The following is a 20840-nucleotide window of genomic DNA, read 5'->3' on the forward strand; positions in this document are numbered from 1 at the left end:
ATGAAGACCTCCAAGCCTAACTTAGCCAAGATAATATTTTTTGATTTGATCTCCGTGGGCAAGGTTCCATTGGTACTTCTTATCTGTATCTTTGCGAGTGCGATGGGGGTCGTTCTTACGACACATAATTCACGTCAGGCGATCACGAAGAAAGACATGGCATTAGTGGAACGAGAACAGCTTGATGATGAGTGGCGAAATTTAATGCTTGAAGAGACGGCTTTGGCTGAACATAGCCGCGTTCAAGCATCGGCAAAACGAGAGCTAGACATGAAACGTCCAGACTCTGACAAAGAAGTTGTGATCACACTGAAATGACCGGTAAAAAGGAAAAAGCACCCGCCAAACCCGTTAAGAAATCAACGAAAGAGCGAGTGAAGAGCGAAAAGGATTCGGATCCAATTCTTATTAAATGGCGTTTCAACGTCGTTATTGCTTTCGTGTTTCTTGCCTTTGCTGCACTCGTTGGTCGTGTGGCTTACATCCAAATTATTGAACCAGATAACTTAATCCGTCAGGGCGATCTTCGCTCTGTACGTGTTAAGGCTATTCCTTCCGCCCGCGGCATTATCTCAGACCGCAATGGCGAACCGCTTGCTGTGAGTGTTCCAGTTGAGGCGGTATGGGCCGACCCGAAAACGATTTTCGATAAAAATGGCATGGCCCAGATTGATCGTTGGTATGCGTTAGCTGATGTACTTGGCTTAGAACGACAATCGATGATCGACAAGATCTCTAGCAACAAATCCCGCCGATTTGTTTACCTACAAAGACAAGTTAGCCCAGCGATGGCTAAGTATATTCGTGAACTAAAGCTGGTGGGTGTTGGCCTGAAAGCGGAATCTCGACGTTACTACCCCGCAGGCGAAGTCAGTGCACACCTTATCGGTGTTACCGGAATTGACGGGCACGGTTTAGAAGGCGTTGAACGCAGCTATGACAAATGGCTCACGGGTGAAGCAGGTAAGCGGACGATTCGTAAAGATCGCTATGGACGCGTTGTTGAAAACATTGCTTTAGAAGAGCGTGAAGAAGGCAAACCACTCGAATTAACGATCGATCAACGATTACAAGCCATTGCTTATCGCGCTATTAAGCAAGCCGTAGCCGATCACAAGGCGACTTCAGGCTCTGCTGTACTACTCGATGTGAAAACGGGTGCCGTGTTAGCCATGGTTAATGCCCCTTCTTATAATCCGAACAACCGCGCTGACTTACAAAGCTTTAAGATGCGTAACCGCGTTCTGACTGATGCAATGGAACCTGGCTCGACCGTAAAACCTTTTGTGGTTTTGGCGGCGCTAGAGAACGGCACTGCAGACCCAGATATCGTGATTGATACTGGCAATGGCATTATGCAGATCGGTGGTAGTCGTGTACGAGATTCTTCTAAAGTCGGTAAGGCTGACTTAGCGCTGATCCTCAAGAAGTCGAGTAACATCGGTGTTGCTAAATTGGCGCTTAACATGCCACTTGAAGCCTTGCTTGGGATGTACAGTTCGGTTGGTCTAGGCGAGATGTCTGGGCTGAATTTGGTTGGTGAAACGAGCGGTATTTTCCCGAATCGCCGTCGTTGGTCAAAGTTTGAAATTGCCACCTTAGCGTTCGGTTATGGCTTGTCTGTTACGCCGATGCAGTTGGCACATGCCTATGCGACGTTAGCTAACAAAGGTTTGTATGAGCCGATTCATATTATTAAGAGTAACGACCAAGATTTTTCTAAGCAAATCATCAAGCGCGAGAACGCTGAACTGGTTTTGAATATGCTAGAAGGGGTGACTCAAAAAGGCGGTACGGCGACAAGAGCTGCCGTTCCGGGTTACCGCGTTGCAGCCAAAACGGGTACCTCTCGTAAGGCTGAAGCTGGCGGCTACAGTGATGAATACATCGCGGTTACCGCAGGCTTTGCTCCAGTTAGTGATCCAAGAGTGGCATTGGTTGTTGTGGTCAATGAGCCTCAAGGCGACCTTTACTATGGTGGTTCAGTCGCAGCCCCCGTCTTTTCTGAAATCATGAAGGGCGCACTGCAAATAATGAACGTCCCTGCTGATGAAAATAAGTTTCAAGAATAGAGTTAATCAGGATTCAATATGAGTAATAGCCTCACGCTGTCATCTTTACTTTCTCCTTGGGGAGACTTCGGTTCACCTGAACTGGAGTCGATTGCTGTTGAGCAATTGGAGCTAGATAGCCGAGCCATCAAGGAAGGTGATATTTTTGTTGCCGTAGTCGGACATTCTGTTGATGGCCGTCGTTTTATCGACAAAGCGGTCGCACTGGGAACTCATGCTGTTATTGCACAGGCCGATGCTGAAAAGTCTCATGGTCTGATTGAATGGTTGGATACTGTCCCTGTTATTTACATTAACAACCTTAACTTGGTGCTATCTGAGTTAGCTGGTCGTGTTTACTCGTCTCAAGCGACTAAGTTGATTGGTGTTACCGGCACCAATGGCAAAACCACCATCACCCAGCTGATTGCTCAATGGCTTGATCTCGTCGGTCAACGCTCAGCGGTAATGGGCACGACAGGTAATGGTTTCTTAGACAATCTAAAAACCGCAGCGAACACCACAGGCAGTGCCATCGAAATACAGCGCACACTGAGTGAGTTAGCTGCAGAAAAAGCGGTTTATACCGCAATGGAAATATCTTCTCATGGTTTGGTGCAAGGTCGAGTAAAGGCTTTGGACTTTGAGGTTGGTGTATTTACTAACTTGAGTCGTGATCATCTTGATTACCATGGCACGATGGAAGAGTACGCTCTGGCTAAGAAGAGCTTGTTTACTCAACACAAATGCAAGCACGCAGTGATCAATGTGGATGACGAAGTGGGTAAAGCTTGGATGCCGGACTTATCCAATGCCATTGCAGTCTCACTGTTACCGCTAACGGGCTATCAACAGTCGGTGTGGGCATCTGATGTCGCTTATGCAGAAACCGGTATCAAGCTCTCTTTCGATGGTAGTTGGGGACAAGGGAAGCTTTCTGTTCCACTGATTGGTCAGTTCAACGCATCAAACGTACTGGTTGCTTTTGCTACTTTGCTTTCTTTGGGTATCGAAAAGCAAATCTTGATCGACACTGCGCCTCAGCTTCAACCTGTGATTGGCCGAATGGAGCTTTTCCAAGTTCCGAGCAAAGCCAAGGTGGTTGTCGATTACGCTCATACACCCGATGCGCTAGAGAAAGCATTGGCAGCACTGCGCGTGCATTGCTCAGGAAAACTGTGGGCAATCTTTGGTTGTGGTGGAGATCGCGACACTGGTAAGCGCCCAATGATGGCTGCGACCGCAGAGCAGTTCTCCGATAAAATCATTATTTCAGATGATAACCCTCGTAGCGAAGAACCGGCACTGATTGTCAAAGACATGCTGGCTGGCTTAAGTAAACCTGAAGCTGCGTTTGTCGAACACGATCGCTATCAAGCCGTTAAGTTTGCGCTTGAGCAGGCAAGCAGCGATGACATTATTCTTCTGGCTGGTAAAGGCCATGAGGATTACCAAGTATTGAAAGATAAAACGGTACATTACTCAGACCGAGAGTCTGCGCTTCAACTTTTAGGTATTTCATAATGATTGATGTATCACTTGAGCAAATCTGCTCCGTGGTCAGTGGTGAGCTGATCAAAGCGGGCAACTCGAACAATAACGTAATCAATGCAGTTTCAACGGATACTCGTACCGTTGAAGAAGGCGCCTTGTTTGTCGCTATCGTTGGAGAGCGTTTCGACGCGCATGACTTTTGCCATCAAGCCGTTGAAGCAAACGCGAGCGCGTTGTTAGTCGAACGAAAACTTGACCTAAATATTACTCAAGTTGTTGTCGAAGACACTAAACTTGCTTTAGGTGAACTAAGTGCTTGGATTCACAAACAATGTGACGTGCCAACGATGGCGATTACAGGAAGTTGTGGCAAAACGACCGTCAAAGAGATGGTGGCAAGTATTCTACAACAGCGTGGCAAGGTGCTGTTTACGGCGGGTAACTTCAATAATGATATTGGTGTGCCTTTGACCTTGTTACGCAGTGAACCCAATGATGACTATGCTGTGATCGAATTAGGCGCTAACCATATTGGTGAAATTGCCTACACCACTCAGCTAGTGAAGCCACAAGTTGCCTTAGTTAATAATGTAGCCGCGGCTCATTTAGAAGGCTTTGGTTCGATTGATGGTGTGAAACAAGCGAAAGGTGAAATTTTTCAGGGGCTTGCTGCTGGTGATACTGCTATTGTTAATTTAGAGAGCAACGGTGGTGATTTTTGGAATGAAGTACTTGCGGATAAAGCGGTGCTGACATTTTCTGAAGGTAGTCGTGAAGCCGATTATTTTGCTGAAAATATCGAAATCAACGACCAAGGCGAAGCTTGCTTTGATATGCAAACACCACAAGGTGCTACGGCTGTTGAACTTGGTATTATTGGTCAGCATAACGTGGCGAACGCGTTGGCGGCTGCAGCGTTGAGCATTCAATTTGGCGCAACGCTTGATGAAATAAAAAGTGGTTTAGCGAATCTTATCTCGGTTAAAGGACGAGTTGAGGTTCAACAATTAAGTCAGAATATCAAGCTGATAGATGACAGTTACAACGCCAGCGTACCCGCGATGAAGGCGGCAGCCAAACTGCTGTCGAGCTTCAAAGGTCAACGTTGGTTGATTTTAGGCAATATGGCTGAATTAGGCGACGAAAGTCTTGCACTTCACCGTCAAGTCGGTGAATATGCTGCCCCATTCGCTTTTGAGCATGTACTCACTTACGGTGATGATACCAAAGTGATTAGTGAGGTCTGTAACGGTACCCACTTTGCAACGCATCAAGCGATGATCGCGCACATAGAGCAGCACTTACGCTTGCCAGAAAATGCGTCACATACCTTGTTGGTAAAAGGCGCGAATAGTGCAGGAATGAGTAAAATAGCCGCTGCTTTAAAGGAGAACTTTTCATGATAATTTGGCTTGCAGAGCTACTACAGCCACACCTTTCTTTTTTCCGTTTGTTCGAATACCTATCGTTTCGTGCAATCGCGAGTATTTTGACGGCTTTATGTCTGTCGCTGTGGATGGGACCTCGTTTAATTGAGCGTCTGCAAATGCTACAAATTGGCCAAGTTGTTCGTAATGACGGCCCTGAATCTCACTTTAGCAAACGTGGTACACCAACCATGGGCGGCGTGATGATCCTAGCCGCCATTATTATTACAGTATTAATGTGGGCTGATCTTTCTAACCCTTACGTTTGGGCTGTATTAGTTGTACTTGCTGGTTATGGCGCGGTCGGTTTTGTTGATGACTACCGTAAAGTGGTTCGTAAGAACACCGATGGCTTGATTGCTCGCTGGAAGTACTTCTGGCAATCGGCTATTGCACTGGTTGTGGCATTTGCTCTGTATGCTCACGGGCACGATACTGCAGCAACTCAATTGGTGGTTCCTTTCTTTAAAGATGTGATGCCACAATTAGGTTTATTGTACATCGTACTGACTTATTTTGTTATTGTGGGTACCAGTAACGCGGTGAACCTAACAGACGGCCTAGACGGCTTGGCCATTATGCCAACGGTGATGGTTGCTGCTGGTTTTGCTGTGATTGCTTGGGCGACAGGTAACGTTAACTTTGCAGCATATCTACATATTCCATACATCCCATACACTTCTGAGCTTGTGGTTGTATGTACTGCTATCGTCGGTGCCGGACTTGGCTTCCTATGGTTCAACACTTACCCAGCGCAAGTATTCATGGGCGATGTTGGCTCACTAGCGCTTGGTGGTGCACTGGGTGTGATCGCGGTGTTAGTTCGCCAAGAGTTGGTACTGGTTATCATGGGCGGTGTGTTTGTAATGGAGACCTTGTCAGTTATTCTGCAGGTGGGCTCTTACAAATTGCGTGGTCAGCGTATTTTCCGCATGGCTCCGATTCACCACCACTATGAACTAAAAGGTTGGCCAGAGCCGCGCGTAATCGTGCGCTTTTGGATCATCTCAATGGTATTAGTACTGGTTGGCCTAGCGACACTGAAAGTTCGTTAATCTTATGTGAGCCTCTGATTAGAGGCTCTTTAAAACTATTAAGAGCATCTTGTTTAAATGGAACGTTGGCAAAATATTCAAAATGTAGTGGTTGTGGGGCTCGGTATTACCGGGCTCTCTGTCGTTAAACATCTCGTAAAATATCAGCCTCATACTCATGTGAAGGTGATTGATACTCGAGAGCTACCACCAGGAAAGGAATCTTTACCTGAATCGGTAGAACTGCATTCTGGAAGTTGGAATAGCCAATGGTTAGCGGAAGCTGATTTGGTGATTGCTAACCCAGGTATCGCCTTAGCGACGCCTGAAATACAAGATGTTATTCAAGCGGGAACTCCGGTTGTTGGCGATATTGAACTGTTTGGCTGGGCGGTAGACAAACCTGTTGTGGCTATCACAGGTTCCAATGGCAAGAGCACAGTGACCGATCTAACGGGTGTACTTGCAAAGGCTGCTGGTCTTAACGTTGGTGTTGGTGGCAACATCGGTATTCCTGCCTTAGACCTTCTTGAGCTTGATGCTGATTTATATGTCCTTGAGCTTTCAAGCTTTCAGCTAGAGACAACATCCAGTCTCAACCTTGCAGCTGCGGCCTTTTTGAACTTGTCAGAAGATCATATGGATCGCTATCAAGGCATGGCTGATTACCGTGACGCCAAATTAAGAATTTTTAACAACGCTCAGTACGCGATTGTAAACCGCGAAGACAAAGAGACTTATCCTGATCACCGTATGCCATTAGTGACATTCGGACTCGACGACCAAGAGTTTGGTGTGGCGACGATTGATGGTACTGAATGGCTGGTGGATAACTGCAAGCCAGTACTTCCTACTCAAGATTTAACATTGGTTGGACGTCACAATGTGGCAAATGCGCTAGTCTCGCTAGCACTGCTTAAACAAGTCGGTATTGATTACAGCAAAAGCCTTGAAGCTCTGAAGGCCTACAACGGTTTAACGCATCGTTGCCAAGTGGTGGCTGATAAGCGTTCTATTAAGTGGGTTAACGACTCGAAAGCAACCAACGTAGCCAGTACATTAGCGGCTCTGTCGGGCTTAGAATATCAAGGCACCTTGTATCTTCTGGTGGGTGGTGTAGGTAAGGGCGCTGATTTTAGTGAGCTTGAACCTGTGTTGTCACAGCTAGAGCGTGTTCAACTGTGTTGCTTCGGTGAAGATGCCGCGCAATTTATGCCATTGCATCCATCGGCTAAGACGTTTGATACCATGTGTGACATTATCGAGAGTGTCTCGAAGCAGTTAGTTGCCGGTGATATGGTGATGTTGTCTCCAGCGTGTGCGAGCTTCGATCAATTTAATAACTTCATGGCGAGAGGTGATGCGTTCACTGACCTTGCCCATGAGTATGCCTAACGTGTTGAAGGACTAACATTCAGTGCAAAGAGTGAAAGAGATTAATCAATCCATTTGGCAATGGCTAAACCGTGCCACACCAGAGGCGCTCTACGATCGTCAGTTGGTATGGATTGCTCTTGGACTGATGCTGACCGGATTGGTGATGGTAACGTCTGCTTCGTTCCCAATCAGTGCTCGTTTAACTGATCAGCCGTTTCACTTTATGTTCCGCCATGCCATTTTCCTTGTGTTGGCGTTAATCGTATCCAGCGTCATATTGCAAATTCCAATGAAACGTTGGTTTCAATACAGTATGTACTTATTGGGTTTATCCTTCTTTTTGCTGGTCGTGGTATTGGCTGTCGGTAAGTCGGTTAACGGTGCATCGCGCTGGATCCCTCTTGGATTATTTAACTTACAACCCGCTGAAGTCGCTAAGTTGTCGCTGTTTATCTTTATGGCGGGTTATTTAGTTCGTAAACAAGACGAAGTGAGAAAAACCTTCTTCGGTGGCTTTGGTAAACCGATCATGGTATTCGGTGCTTTTGCTGTGTTACTACTTGGCCAGCCCGATTTAGGTACAGTAGTTGTAATGCTGGTGACCTTGTTCGGAATGCTATTTATCGCAGGAGCCAAGCTTTCACAGTTTATTGCCTTGATGGTGGCGGGTATTGCTGCGGTCGTTGGCTTGATTGTTATAGAACCTTATCGTGTTCGACGTGTTACCTCATTTTGGGAACCGTGGAATGACCCGTTTGGCAGTGGCTACCAGTTAACTCAATCGCTAATGGCATTTGGTCGTGGTGATTGGATGGGGCAAGGCCTTGGAAACTCGGTTCAGAAGTTAGAATATTTACCAGAAGCACATACCGATTTTGTTTTTGCGGTATTGGCTGAAGAGTTAGGCTTTGTTGGCGTGACCTTAGTGCTGATCCTTATTTTTAGTTTGGTGCTTAAAGCGATTTTAATTGGCAAAAAAGCCTTCGAGAACGACCAGTTATTCAGTGGTTATCTTGCCTTTGGTATTGGTATTTGGTTTGCTTTTCAGACGCTTGTTAACGTAGGTGCTGCATCGGGTATTGTTCCGACCAAAGGTCTAACCCTGCCGCTTATCAGTTATGGTGGTTCAAGCCTTATCGTGATGTCAGTTGCGGTTTCTATGCTGCTGCGTATCGATCACGAATGCCGAATACAACAAAAAGAACAAGCCGACAATCAAAACGAATTAGTAGAATAAGAATCTAACGTTATGAAACAAAACAAAAAACTTTTAGTGATGGCTGGTGGAACTGGCGGTCACGTTTTCCCAGGATTAGCGGTGGCGAAAAAGCTTCAGCAACAAGGTTGGGAAATTCGCTGGTTAGGAACTGCGGACAGAATGGAGGCGGATCTGGTACCAAAGCATGGTATTGAGATCGACTTCATTAAGGTGAAAGGCCTGCGTGGTCAAGGCATTAGCAAGCTAATTAAAGCGCCATTCCAGATTATTAATGCCATACTTCAAGCAAGACAGCACATCAAAGCATGGCAACCAGATGTGGTGCTTGGAATGGGTGGTTACGTGAGTGGTCCCGGTGGCATCGCGGCATGGTTATCCGGTATTCCTGTAGTTTTGCATGAACAAAATGCAGTGGCAGGTTTAACCAACCAATGGCTATCTAAAATTGCTAAAAAAGTATTCCAAGCTTTCCCTGGTGCTTTTCCAACGGCTGACGTTGTTGGTAACCCTGTGCGTGAAGATGTTGTTGGCTTAGCTGAACCCGAGCAACGCATGGCAGAGCGTGACGGTGATATTCGTATCCTAGTTATGGGCGGCAGCCAAGGTGCTAAAATTCTTAACGATACTCTGCCTGTAACATTGGCTCAGTTAGGCGCTGGTTTTACTGTGATGCACCAAGCCGGTAAAAACAATCAACAGCAAGTGATTGAACAATACAAATCACATTCTGTAGATAATGTTCAAGTGACTGAATTTATTGATGATGTGGCGCAAGCTTATGAGTGGGCAGATCTATTAGTGTGTCGCTCAGGTGCATTAACCGTATCAGAAGTGTCTGCAGCCGGTGTGGGTTCTATCTTCGTTCCGTTTATGCATAAAGACAGACAGCAAGCGTTGAATGCCGATCACCTAGTTGAATGTGGCGCAGCGTTAATGATTGAACAGCCTCAACTAACGGCTGATAAGCTAGCGAACACGATTGCTCAGCTTGATAGAAATGAATTAAAAATGATGGCAACAAAAGCTCGTCAAGCAGCCAAGCTTGATGCTGATGTGACCGTCGCTGAAGCGATTAAAGCTTTAGCAAAATAATGAGATTGAATTGATGACGATTGAACATACCCAAGACTTAGCGCAAATCCGTGCAATGGTGCCAGAGATGCGCCGTGTTAAATCTATCCACTTCATCGGTATTGGTGGCGCAGGAATGAGCGGGATTGCTGAAGTCTTGCTTAATGAAGGCTACCAGATCACGGGTTCTGATATTGCTCAAAACCCAGTGACCGATCGTTTAGTTAGCAAGGGTGCTACCGTTTACATCGGCCACCAAGCAAGTAACGTTGCTGATGCAAGTGTGGTGGTGGTTTCAACCGCTATCAACGAAGAAAACCCAGAGATTATTGCTGCTCGTGAAGCGCGTACACCTATCGTTCGTCGTGCAGAAATGCTGGCTGAGCTGATGCGTTTTCGTCATGGCATTGCTGTGGCAGGTACGCACGGTAAAACCACTACGACCGCGCTAGTGACACAAATATATTCGGAAGCGGGTTTAGATCCAACTTTCGTAAACGGTGGTTTGGTAAAAAGTGTTGGTACCAATGCTCGCTTAGGTTCGAGTCGTATTCTTATCGCTGAAGCCGATGAAAGTGACGCGTCATTCTTACACCTGCAACCAATGGTTAGTATTGTGACTAACATTGAAGCGGATCATATGGATACCTACGGCGGCGATTTTGAAACGCTAAAGCAGACGTTTATTGATTTCTTACACAATCTGCCATTCTACGGTCAGGCTGTGATGTGTGTTGATGATCCGGTAGTACGTGAGCTTATTCCTCAGGTTAGCCGTCAAGTGATTACCTATGGCTTCTCAGAAGACGCTGATATCCGCATTGAAAACTATGTACAACAAGGTCAGCAAGGCAAGTTTACGGTTGTTCGCAAAGGTAAAGCCAATCTCGATATTACGTTGAACATTCCCGGTCGCCATAACGCACTGAACGCATCAGCGGCGATTGCGGTTGCGACGGAAGATGACATCAGCGATGAAGCGATTCTAAAAGCGATGGCTGGAACGGAAGGCACTGGCCGTCGTTTCGATCACCTTGGTGAATATGAAACGGGTAAGGGTGTTGCAATGCTGGTCGATGATTACGGCCATCACCCAACCGAAGTTGATGTCACCATTCAAGCTGCACGAAGTGGTTGGACTGATAAACGTCTTGTGATGATCTTCCAACCGCACCGTTATAGCCGCACTCGCGATCTGTATGATGACTTCGCGAACGTTCTTGAGCAGGTTGATGTGCTTATTCTGTTAGATGTTTATTCTGCAGGTGAGAAACCTATTGCAGGGGCTGACGGACGCTCGTTAAGTCGAACTATTCGTGGGCGTGGTAAGATTGATCCAATCTTTGTTGCTGATATCAACACGCTGCCGTCGGTTTTAGCCAACGTTATTCAAGGCGGAGACCTTGTTTTAACACAGGGTGCTGGTGATGTTGGTCGTGTAGCGAAGCAACTTGAATCGCTACAATTAGACATTAATAAGATGCAAAACGCGTAACAGAATACTGTATACAGACTGTGGTTGAACGCTCACTTCTTGCGATTGACCTAAAATTGACCAAAAATCTTATTATCAACGTTTGATAGTTTGATTTTGCTCAGTATAATTCATAGGTTAAAGTAAGTGCTTTTACCTCTATTACGAAGATAGGGAATAGAATTGCGAACCAACGACAGGGAATGCGGGCTTTGGTAGAAAGTACTTTTAGCGAAAACCGCCACCTATTCAGTTTACCATCGCTAAAGAAACACGCTGTAGGCGGGTCTTTTTTTGTCATGGTACTGCTATTCATTGGATTTCTTTTCTATACCACACTGACTTGGATGTGGGATGATCAGCGATTGCCTCTCTCCAAAATAGTACTTCAAGGCGACTTAACTTACGTAACCGCTGGTGATGTTCAACATGCCTTTGGCGAGCTAGAGCATATTGGCACGTTCATGTCGCAAGACATCGGTGTTTTGCAAGACAGTTTAGAAGCGTTACCTTGGGTTTCAGTGGTGTCCATTCGTAAGCAGTGGCCAGACACAATAAAAGTATTTTTGACTGAGTATCATGCAGCAGCAATCTGGAACGGTAACATGCTGTTGAATGATAATGGTCAGGTGTTTAATGGTGATATCGGTCTTTTGAAGGGCGATAGAGTCAAGCTTTACGGCCCAGACGGCACCAGCCAAAAAGTGATAGAAAAGTGGCGACAAATAACTCCTTTGATTAACAATCTAGGGTTAACCGTTACTTCGCTCGTTCTCAATGAGCGTCGCGCTTGGCAAATAATCCTAGATAACGGTATCCGTTTAGAACTAGGTAAAGATTCTTTAGATGAGCGTGTTGAACGCTTCATTTCGCTTTACAACGAACTTGGTAGTAAAGCGAATCAAGTGAGCTACATCGACCTCAGGTATGATACGGGAGCCGCTGTAGGCTGGTTTCCAGAGCAAGAGTTAGAAGAGAGCACAGATGACTAAGACCGCAGATGACAACATAATCGTTGGTCTTGATATAGGCACTGCGACCATATCAGCTCTAGTTGGTGAAATATTGCCTGATGGTCAAATCAATATCATTGGTTCAGGGCAAAGCCCATCCAGAGGTATGGATAAAGGTGGTGTAAACGACCTAGAGTCGGTAGTGAAGTCAGTTCAGCGAGCCATTGATCAAGCAGAGTTGATGGCGGAATGCCAAATCAGCAATGTGTTTATCTCGCTATCGGGCAAACATATCGCAAGCCGAATTGAAAAAGGCATGGGCACTATTTCTGATGAAGAGGTGTCTCAAGACGATATGGATCGAGCGATCCATACCGCGAAATCAATTAAAATAGGTGATGAGCAGAGAATTCTGCACGTGATCCCACAAGAATTTACCATCGATTATCAAGAGGGGATCAAGAATCCACTTGGTTTATCTGGTGTTCGAATGGAAGTCAGTGTTCACCTAATTTCTTGCCATAGCGACATGGCGAGAAACATTATTAAAGCTGTTGAACGATGTGGTCTCACTGTAGAACAAATCGTGTTTTCAGGACTTGCCTCAAGTAATGCGGTAATTACTGACGACGAGAGAGAGCTTGGAGTATGTGTTGTTGATATTGGTGCTGGTACGATGGATATTTCCATTTGGACTGGCGGCGCATTGCGACACACAGAAGTCTTTTCCTACGCAGGAAATGCAGTAACCAGTGATATTGCCTTCGCTTTCGGCACGCCAGTGAGCGATGCTGAAGAGATAAAAGTAAACCACGGTTGCGCTCTGAGTGAACTCGTAAGCAAGGATGATTCTGTTAACGTCCCTAGTGTAGGTGGCCGTCCATCGAGAAGTTTGCAAAGACAAACTTTGTCGGAAGTGATTGAACCACGTTACACTGAACTTATGGGTCTCGTTAACCAAACTATTGATACGGTTCAATTACAGCTACGAGATGAAGGTATTAAACACCACCTTGCAGCTGGCGTCGTTCTCACTGGTGGAGCGGCACAAATTGACGGATTGGTAGAGTGTGCGGAACGTGTTTTCCGCAATCAAGTTCGAGTTGGTAAGCCGTTAGAAGTTAGTGGCTTAACTGACTATGTTAAAGAGCCGTATCATTCTACGGCGGTTGGTTTACTTCATTACGCAAGAGATTGTCAGATAAGTGATGAGGGTGATTACAGCGAACCTAAGCGTTCAGCACCTTCTATGTCAGGCTTGTTTGGTAAATTGCGTAATTGGATACAAAAAGAGTTTTAACCTGAGTTGCAGGAAAAAACGGAGATAACACATGTTTGAACCGATGATGGAAATGTCTGACGATGCAGTAATTAAAGTCGTTGGAGTTGGTGGCGGTGGCGGTAACGCTGTTGAGCACATGGTACGTGAGTCAATCGAAGGCGTAGAATTCATCAGTGTTAACACTGATGCTCAAGCTCTTCGTAAAACAAGCGTGAGCAGCGTGATCCAAATTGGTGGTGATATCACTAAAGGTTTGGGCGCTGGTGCAAACCCACAAGTAGGCCGTGATGCAGCTCTCGAAGATCGAGAAAGAATTAAAGAAGTTCTAACTGGCGCCGATATGGTATTTATCGCAGCTGGTATGGGCGGTGGTACTGGTACTGGTGCTGCTCCAGTTATTGCTGAAGTTGCGAAAGAGCTTGGTGTGCTAACGGTTGCTGTTGTAACTAAGCCATTTAGCTTTGAAGGCAAAAAGCGTTTAGCGTTTGCTGAGCAAGGTATTGAAGAGCTTTCTAAACATGTGGATTCTTTAATTACGATTCCAAATGAAAAGCTACTTAAAGTACTTGGCCGTGGTGTAACACTGCTTGAAGCTTTCGCAAGTGCAAATGATGTACTTAAAAACGCTGTACAAGGTATCGCAGAGCTAATTACTCGCCCTGGTATGATTAACGTCGATTTCGCGGATGTTCGCACCGTAATGTCTGAGATGGGTCATGCAATGATGGGTAGCGGTATCGCAAAAGGTGAAGACCGTGCTGAAGAAGCTGCTGAAACAGCAATTTCTAGCCCACTACTAGAAGACATCGACCTAGCTGGCGCGCGTGGCGTTCTTGTGAACATCACAGCAGGCCTAGATATGCGTCTAGATGAATTCGAAACTGTGGGTAATACAGTTAAGGCATTCGCTTCTGATAACGCAACGGTTGTTATTGGTACCTCTCTAGACCCTGATATGACGGATGAAATCCGTGTAACTGTTGTTGCAACAGGTATCGGCACAGAGAAAAAACCAGACATTACTTTAGTTGCTGGTGGTAAAGCAAAAGTAGCGCCAACGCCTCAACCTCAAGTTGCTGTTCAAACAGCAGCAAAAGTGGAAGAGAAAGTGGCACAACCATTGCAGGAAAAAACTGAGGTAAAACCTCAAGTTAAACCACAGCCAACAACGTCACCTGTTTCTTCAGGTACAGGCGCTAGCCAGAGTGCTGCACCTAAAGCTGAGAAAGAGAGCGGATATTTAGATATTCCAGCATTTTTACGACGTCAGGCTGATTAACAAATACCCAAAATTTGACTATCGTCGAATTAATGGTAAAATTCGCGGTTGGTAAATACTGACCGTGATTTGTAGCACTGATAACGAGGCAAGCAGATGATCAGACAACGTACTCTGAAAGAAATTGTGAAAACAACTGGTGTGGGTCTCCACTCTGGTCGTAAAGTCACACTTACTCTTCGCCCGGCAGCTGCAAATACAGGTATTGTTTATCGTCGTACAGATGTCAATCCACCTGTAGATTTCCCAGCTGATCCAGCATCAGTTCGTGACACTATGTTATGTACTGCTCTTGTTAATGACGAAGGCATACGTATCTCTACAGTGGAACACCTTAACGCAGCTCTAGCTGGAATGGGTATCGACAACATTATTGTTGAAGTCGATGCTCCAGAAATTCCAATTATGGATGGTAGCGCAAGCCCATTCGTATACTTGCTACAGCAAGCGGGTGTAGAAACACTGAATGCAGCGAAACGTTTTATTCGAATCAAAAAGCCTATCCGTTTTGAAGATGGCGATAAGTGGGCAGAGTTTGTTCCATTTAACGGCTTCCGTATGGACTTTGAGATCGACTTTAACCACCCTGCAATTGAATCCGATGAGCAACGTTTGTTGTTTGATTTCTCATCACAAGGTTTTGTGAAGCAGATTTCTCGCGCTCGTACTTTCGGTTTCATGCGCGATATTGAGTACCTTCAGTCTCAAAACCTAGTACTTGGCGGTAGCTTTGATAATGCTATCGTACTGGACGAATACCGAATTCTTAATGAAGAAGGCCTTCGTTTCGACAATGAGTTTGTAACTCATAAAGTATTGGATGCGATTGGTGACCTTTACATGTGTGGACACGCTATTATTGGTGAGTTCCGTGCATACAAATCAGGTCACGGCCTAAATAACCAACTTTTACGTGCAGTTCTTGCTGACGCAGAAGCTTGGGAGTGGGCAACATTCGAAGAAGAAGCTGGCTCTCCAGTTGCTTTCGCAGAACCGGGTATGGTTCTAGCGTAATTGTTGTTTACAACAATATAAGATTTCAAAAACCAGGCCATCGGCCTGGTTTTTTTGTATCTATTTTCCAGATACAGTGTCGTTAACCTCCGGAAATTGCTGGCCAATGGGCTGCTGTCTGCTTAATCCATCAGCAATTAGAAAGAAAAGTTCCAAGCACATCAAACAAATGGTGTTCTAAATGGTCGTTAGTGTGAAAATTACTTACACTAAAGGGCATTAATTTTAACTCAAGCCTTGAAAACTCTACTCTCAAGTACAATATCAAAGATACTAGATTTATCTCAGTATCCTTGGTTAGTAACTGAAGACTAGTTCATAGCTAGTAGAGACTGACGGCATTTAAAATAGATCGCGGACGATCTGAGAACGAAGAGATTCCAAGCACATGATTACTAAGCTGCTGACAAAGGTAATTGGCAGTCGCAATGACAGAACACTGCGCCGCCTTAGAAAAATTGTAAAAGAAATTAATAACTACGAACCAACGTTTGAAGCACTTTCTGATGAAGAGCTAAAAGCAAAAACGGTTGAGTTTCGTGAGCGCTTAGATAAAGGTGAATCGTTAGATCAACTTCTACCTGAAGCTTTCGCTACGGTACGTGAAGCGTCTAAGCGTGTTTACGGCATGCGTCACTTTGACGTGCAAATGATTGGTGGCATGGTTCTTAATGCTGGCCAAATTGCAGAGATGCGTACTGGTGAAGGTAAGACACTTACCGCAACCCTACCAGCTTATCTAAACGCGCTACCAAGCAAAGGTGTTCACGTAATAACGGTGAACGATTACCTAGCGAAGCGTGATGCGGAAACAAACCGTCCATTATTTGAATTCCTTGGCATGACTGTTGGCGTGAATGTGGCAAACATGGCTCCGCCAGAGAAAAAAGAAGCGTACCAAGCTGACATCCTATACGGAACAAACAACGAGTTTGGTTTTGATTACCTGCGTGACAACATGGCTTTCCGTGCTGAAGACCGAGTTCAACGTGAGCGCTTCTTCGCTGTAGTCGATGAGGTTGACTCAATCTTAATTGATGAAGCCCGTACTCCGTTAATTATCTCTGGCCCAGCTGAAGATAGTTCTGACCTTTATACGCGCATTAACACTCTAATTCCTTCTCTAGAGCGTCAAGATAAAGAAGATTCAGAAGAGTACCGTGGTGAAGGTCACTACACCATGGACGAAAAATCAAAACAGGTTCACCTGACTGAAAACGGTCAAGAATTTGTAGAAGAACTAATGGTCAAAAACGGCTTGATGGAAGAGGGTGACACACTTTACTCTCCAACCAATATCAGCCTATTGCACCATGTGAATGCTGCGCTTCGTGCACACGTATTGTTTGAGAAAAACGTCGACTACATCGTTACTGAAGAAGGCGAAGTGGTTATCGTTGATGAACATACTGGTCGTACTATGCCAGGTCGTCGTTGGTCTGAAGGTTTACACCAAGCTGTTGAAGCTAAAGAAGGTGTGAAGATTCAAAATGAAAACCAAACGCTAGCATCGATTACATTCCAGAACTTCTTCCGATTGTACGAAAAACTGTCAGGCATGACAGGTACTGCTGATACTGAAGCTTTCGAATTCCAGTCTATCTACGGCCTAGAAACGGTGGTTATCCCAACCAACAAGCCTATGGTTCGTAACGATATGCCAGATGTGGTTTATCGTACTGAAGAAGACAAGTTCAATGCGATCATTGAAGACATCAAAGACCGTGTTGCGGCTGGTCAGCCATCACTGGTTGGTACGGTTTCTATCGAGAAATCTGAACTGCTGTCTAACGCACTGAAAAAAGCAAAAATTAAGCACAACGTACTAAATGCTAAGTTCCATGAGATGGAAGCTGAGATCGTTGCGCAAGCTGGTATGCCGAGTGCGGTAACTATCGCAACTAACATGGCAGGTCGTGGTACCGATATCGTGTTAGGTGGTAGCTGGCAAGCACAAATTGAGAAGCTAGATAATCCAACGAAAGAGCAGATCGACAAGATCAAAGCTGACTGGAGAGTTGTCCACGATACAGTTCTTGAGTCAGGTGGTCTGCACATCATTGGTACTGAGCGTCATGAATCTCGCCGTATCGATAACCAGTTACGTGGTCGTTCTGGTCGTCAAGGTGATGCGGGTTCTTCTCGTTTCTATCTATCAATGGAAGATTCTCTACTACGTATCTTTACGTCTGATCGTATGGCTGGTCTTATCCAAAGTGGTATGGACGAAGGCGAAGCGATTGAATCTAAGATGCTGTCTCGCTCAATTGAAAAAGCTCAACGTAAAGTGGAAGGTCGTAACTTCGACATCCGTAAGCAGCTTCTTGAGTACGATGATGTAGCCAATGACCAACGTAAGGTTGTTTATGAGCTACGTGATGAACTGATGAGTTCTGATGACATCAGCGAGATGATCGAACACAACCGTGAAGATGTACTGGCGTCAGTCATTGATGAATACATCGCTCCTCAATCTCTTGAAGACATGTGGGATATCGCGGGTCTGCAAGATCGTCTGAAGAATGACTTCGACCTAGACTTTGATATTCAAGGTTGGTTAGACGAAGACGACAAGCTTTATGAAGAAGCATTGCGTGAGCGTATTCTTGGTATGGCGGTAGATTCGTACAAACAGAAAGAAGAAGTGGTTGGTGCTCAAGTACTGCGTAACTTCGAGAAGTCTGTGATGCTACAAACGCTAGACGGTCTTTGGAAAGAGCACTTGGCTGCGATGGATCACCTTCGTCAAGGTATCCACTTACGTGGTTATGCTCAGAAGAACCCGAAACAAGAGTACAAGCGTGAGTCGTTTGAACTGTTTGAAGGCCTACTCGATGTGCTGAAAACAGATGTTGTTACCATCCTTTCTAAAGTTCGCGTTCAGCAACAAGAAGAAGTTGAAAAGATGGAAGCTCAACGTCAAGCTCAAGCTGAACAAGCGGCGCGTCGTGCACAAGCACAACACGCAACGGCTGAAAACCAGCTAGCTGACGATGAAGCGGATGCGGCATCTCCACAAACGGTAGTACGTGATGAGCGTAAAGTGGGTCGTAACGAACCATGCCCATGTGGAAGCGGCAAGAAGTACAAACAGTGTCACGGTAAAATTGACTAAGTTTGGTGAATCTTCGCTGTAACGGATAATTGCAGTGTCGGACGTGCTTACTTACTAACGGTATTCACTTACTAACGTAAGCTCCGCGCCTCCTCCTTGCACTTAACACGTTACAACTTAGCTTCATAAAAACTTGCTGTTATTAAAAAGAGTCGCTTAGGCGGCTCTTTTTGTATGTAAATTTCATGACTTATCTTTTTGTCGAAAGGAAAGTCGTCATTCCCTGTAGCGAGGAACGAGCGCAGTAGGGAATCTTGTTTGATAGTTTGGCTTAAGGTTGTTGTATTAGCCTCCCAACTCAGTCGTTACTCCTTCTTGAGGATGACGTATTCAGGGGCTGCTTGAGCGAAGCGTTTTATTAAGGAACATCATCATATGAAAAGAATCCATATTGTCGCGGGCATTATCTTCAACCAAGATAAGTCACAGGTCTTTATCACTAAACGCCCAGACGACAAGCACAAAGGCGGTTTCTGGGAATTCCCTGGTGGTAAAGTAGAAGCGGGCGAAACCATTGAGCAGGCGATGGCTCGTGAACTTGATGAAGAGATTGGCATTAAGGTGACAGATCAGTCTCTGTTTGAGCACCTTGAATTTGATTACAGTGACAAGTCGCTTAAGTTTGATTTCATTCTTGTGACTGATTTCGAGCAACAGCCTTATGGTAAAGAAGGGCAACAAGGTGAATGGGTCGATCTTGAATCATTGAGTCAATACGCATTCCCTGAAGCGAATGTGCCCATTTTAGAGCGAGTAATAAAAGAGTTTTCGTAATTGCTAGCCTGAGTTTGAGATTGTTGTTAGTTTAAAGAGATTAATCGAATGAACGTTGCTGCGACAGATGAGCAGTGATGGTAACCAAAACAATGGAGATATTCGCAGTGGTAAGAATTGCAATTGCAGGAGCAGCTGGCCGTATGGGTCGTAACTTGGTGAAAGCCGCTCACCAAAATTCAGAAGCAAGCGTTGGCGCTGGTTCAGAGCGCCCAGAGTCATCTTTGGTCGGTGTTGATGTTGGCGAGTTATGCGGTGAAGGCCGTTTTGATGTAGCTCTAGTCGATGACCTTTCGAAAGCGATTGAAGAGTTTGACGTGATCGTCGACTTTACCGCACCTGTGAGCACATTAGCGAATATTGAACTTTGTAAACGTCACGGAAAGAAGCTAATTATCGGTACGACAGGTTTCTCTGAAGAAGAGAAACAGGTGATTGATGCGGCGTCAAAAGAGATGCCTATCGTAATGGCTCCTAACTACAGCGTTGGTGTAAACCTAGTATTCAAGCTGCTAGAAAAGGCCGCTAAAGTGATGGGCGATTATTGTGATGTTGAGATCGTTGAGGCTCACCATCGCCATAAAGTCGATGCGCCGTCAGGCACTGCGATTGGTATGGGCGAAGCGATTGCTGGTGCGATGGGCAATGATCTAAACGATGTCGCTGTATGGTCACGTGAAGGTATTACTGGCGAGCGTACCAAAGATGAGATCGGCTTTGCGACGATTCGTGCCGGTGACATCATTGGCGAGCATACCGCAATGTTTGCTGATATTGGTGAGCGCGTTGAAATTACCCATAAAGCAACGGATAGAATGACCTTTGCTAATGGTGCGATAAAGGCAGCTGTTTGGCTAAATGACAAGCCAGCAGGCTTTTATACCATGACGGATGTCCTTGGTTTGAATGACCTGTAAATAGATATTTATGCGCTGGCAATTGCCGGCGCTTTCTTTATTTGGTGGCTTTTCCTTAATAATCTCTCTTCTACGATCTTCCTTCTACTTTCTTCTTATCGCCATTTTCCCTCTATTTTTATGCTATTTATGCAGGCTTTAGTGTGTTTTTTGTTTTAGATCTTTAAATTATCATGTTTTCTCTTGGTATTTATCGATTGCGTTTTGTCGCTGATATTTTTGGCACTCTATGGTTAGCTAAAACGACGGGTGAAAATTAGAAAATCGTAATATTCCTATTAATTGAGTATGAAAGTTGAACTTTTGAAGCTTTGGTAAAGGAAATTGAATTAGTTCTTACAAATGTTTAATTTCTTTTG

The 20840-nt window shown here is 45.2% G+C and carries 16 protein-coding genes; all 16 read left to right on the forward strand.

The window, feature by feature from the left end; genetic code table 11:
• The 16 genes from ftsL to dapB all read left to right on the forward strand — a co-directional run bounded on the left by ftsL (position 1) and on the right by dapB (position 20481).
• Positions 1-318, forward strand: a complete 318-nt coding sequence (gene ftsL / locus M4S28_RS03495) for a cell division protein FtsL (RefSeq protein WP_004735995.1) — start codon at positions 1-3, stop codon at positions 316-318.
• A complete protein-coding gene (locus tag M4S28_RS03500; protein WP_017077679.1) occupies positions 315-2072 on the forward strand; it encodes a peptidoglycan glycosyltransferase FtsI in 1758 nt (585 codons plus the stop codon). Before ftsL ends, M4S28_RS03500 begins: the two co-directional genes overlap by 4 nt.
• An 18-nt stretch (positions 2073-2090) precedes the next feature.
• Positions 2091-3575: a UDP-N-acetylmuramoyl-L-alanyl-D-glutamate--2,6-diaminopimelate ligase gene (murE, locus tag M4S28_RS03505; RefSeq protein WP_249632320.1), complete on the forward strand. Its 1485-nt coding sequence runs from the start codon at positions 2091-2093 to the stop codon at positions 3573-3575.
• Entirely contained in the window at positions 3575-4948 is a 1374-nt protein-coding gene (locus M4S28_RS03510; RefSeq protein WP_104214844.1) for a UDP-N-acetylmuramoyl-tripeptide--D-alanyl-D-alanine ligase, read from the forward strand. Before murE ends, M4S28_RS03510 begins: the two co-directional genes overlap by 1 nt.
• Positions 4945-6027: a phospho-N-acetylmuramoyl-pentapeptide-transferase gene (gene mraY, locus M4S28_RS03515; RefSeq protein ID WP_004735991.1), complete on the forward strand. Its 1083-nt coding sequence runs from the start codon at positions 4945-4947 to the stop codon at positions 6025-6027. Before M4S28_RS03510 ends, mraY begins: the two co-directional genes overlap by 4 nt.
• 57 nt (positions 6028-6084) lie before the next feature.
• A complete protein-coding gene (murD, locus tag M4S28_RS03520) occupies positions 6085-7401 on the forward strand; it encodes a UDP-N-acetylmuramoyl-L-alanine--D-glutamate ligase (RefSeq protein WP_249632321.1) in 1317 nt (438 codons plus the stop codon).
• Positions 7402-7423: 22 nt separating this feature from the next.
• Complete coding sequence (gene ftsW / locus M4S28_RS03525; RefSeq protein ID WP_004735989.1) at positions 7424-8620, forward strand: cell division protein FtsW; 1197 nt, start codon at positions 7424-7426, stop codon at positions 8618-8620.
• A 12-nt stretch (positions 8621-8632) separates the two neighbouring features.
• Positions 8633-9694 (forward strand): undecaprenyldiphospho-muramoylpentapeptide beta-N-acetylglucosaminyltransferase, encoded by a 1062-nt coding sequence (murG, locus tag M4S28_RS03530; protein ID WP_061024519.1) that lies wholly within the window; start codon positions 8633-8635, stop codon positions 9692-9694.
• Positions 9695-9707: 13 nt separating this feature from the next.
• The gene (gene murC, locus M4S28_RS03535; RefSeq protein WP_017084769.1) at positions 9708-11168 is read left to right on the forward strand and encodes a UDP-N-acetylmuramate--L-alanine ligase; all 1461 of its coding nucleotides are present in this window, start codon (positions 9708-9710) and stop codon (positions 11166-11168) included.
• Between the two features lie 278 nt (positions 11169-11446).
• Positions 11447-12139, forward strand: coding sequence for a cell division protein FtsQ/DivIB (locus M4S28_RS03540; protein ID WP_004729846.1), 693 nt, complete (start codon positions 11447-11449; stop codon positions 12137-12139).
• Positions 12132-13400, forward strand: a complete 1269-nt coding sequence (gene ftsA / locus M4S28_RS03545; RefSeq protein WP_004729844.1) for a cell division protein FtsA — start codon at positions 12132-12134, stop codon at positions 13398-13400. The genes M4S28_RS03540 and ftsA overlap by 8 nt, the downstream gene beginning before the upstream one ends.
• A 31-nt stretch (positions 13401-13431) precedes the next feature.
• On the forward strand, positions 13432-14661 hold the full coding sequence (gene ftsZ, locus M4S28_RS03550; RefSeq protein WP_017084771.1) for a cell division protein FtsZ: 1230 nt from the start codon (positions 13432-13434) through the stop codon (positions 14659-14661).
• 96 nt (positions 14662-14757) lie between these two features.
• A complete protein-coding gene (lpxC, locus tag M4S28_RS03555; protein WP_017080243.1) occupies positions 14758-15675 on the forward strand; it encodes a UDP-3-O-acyl-N-acetylglucosamine deacetylase in 918 nt (305 codons plus the stop codon).
• 388 nt (positions 15676-16063) lie between these two features.
• Entirely contained in the window at positions 16064-18790 is a 2727-nt protein-coding gene (gene secA, locus M4S28_RS03560) for a preprotein translocase subunit SecA (protein WP_017077687.1), read from the forward strand.
• 375 nt (positions 18791-19165) lie between these two features.
• The gene (mutT, locus tag M4S28_RS03565; RefSeq protein ID WP_017084773.1) at positions 19166-19564 is read left to right on the forward strand and encodes an 8-oxo-dGTP diphosphatase MutT; all 399 of its coding nucleotides are present in this window, start codon (positions 19166-19168) and stop codon (positions 19562-19564) included.
• 92 nt (positions 19565-19656) lie between these two features.
• Complete coding sequence (dapB, locus tag M4S28_RS03570) at positions 19657-20481, forward strand: 4-hydroxy-tetrahydrodipicolinate reductase (RefSeq protein ID WP_004734972.1); 825 nt, start codon at positions 19657-19659, stop codon at positions 20479-20481.
• The last annotated feature ends 359 nt before the right edge of the window (positions 20482-20840 follow it).

This window comes from Vibrio sp. J383 (assembly GCF_023503985.1).
GTDB lineage: Bacteria > Pseudomonadota > Gammaproteobacteria > Enterobacterales > Vibrionaceae > Vibrio > Vibrio splendidus.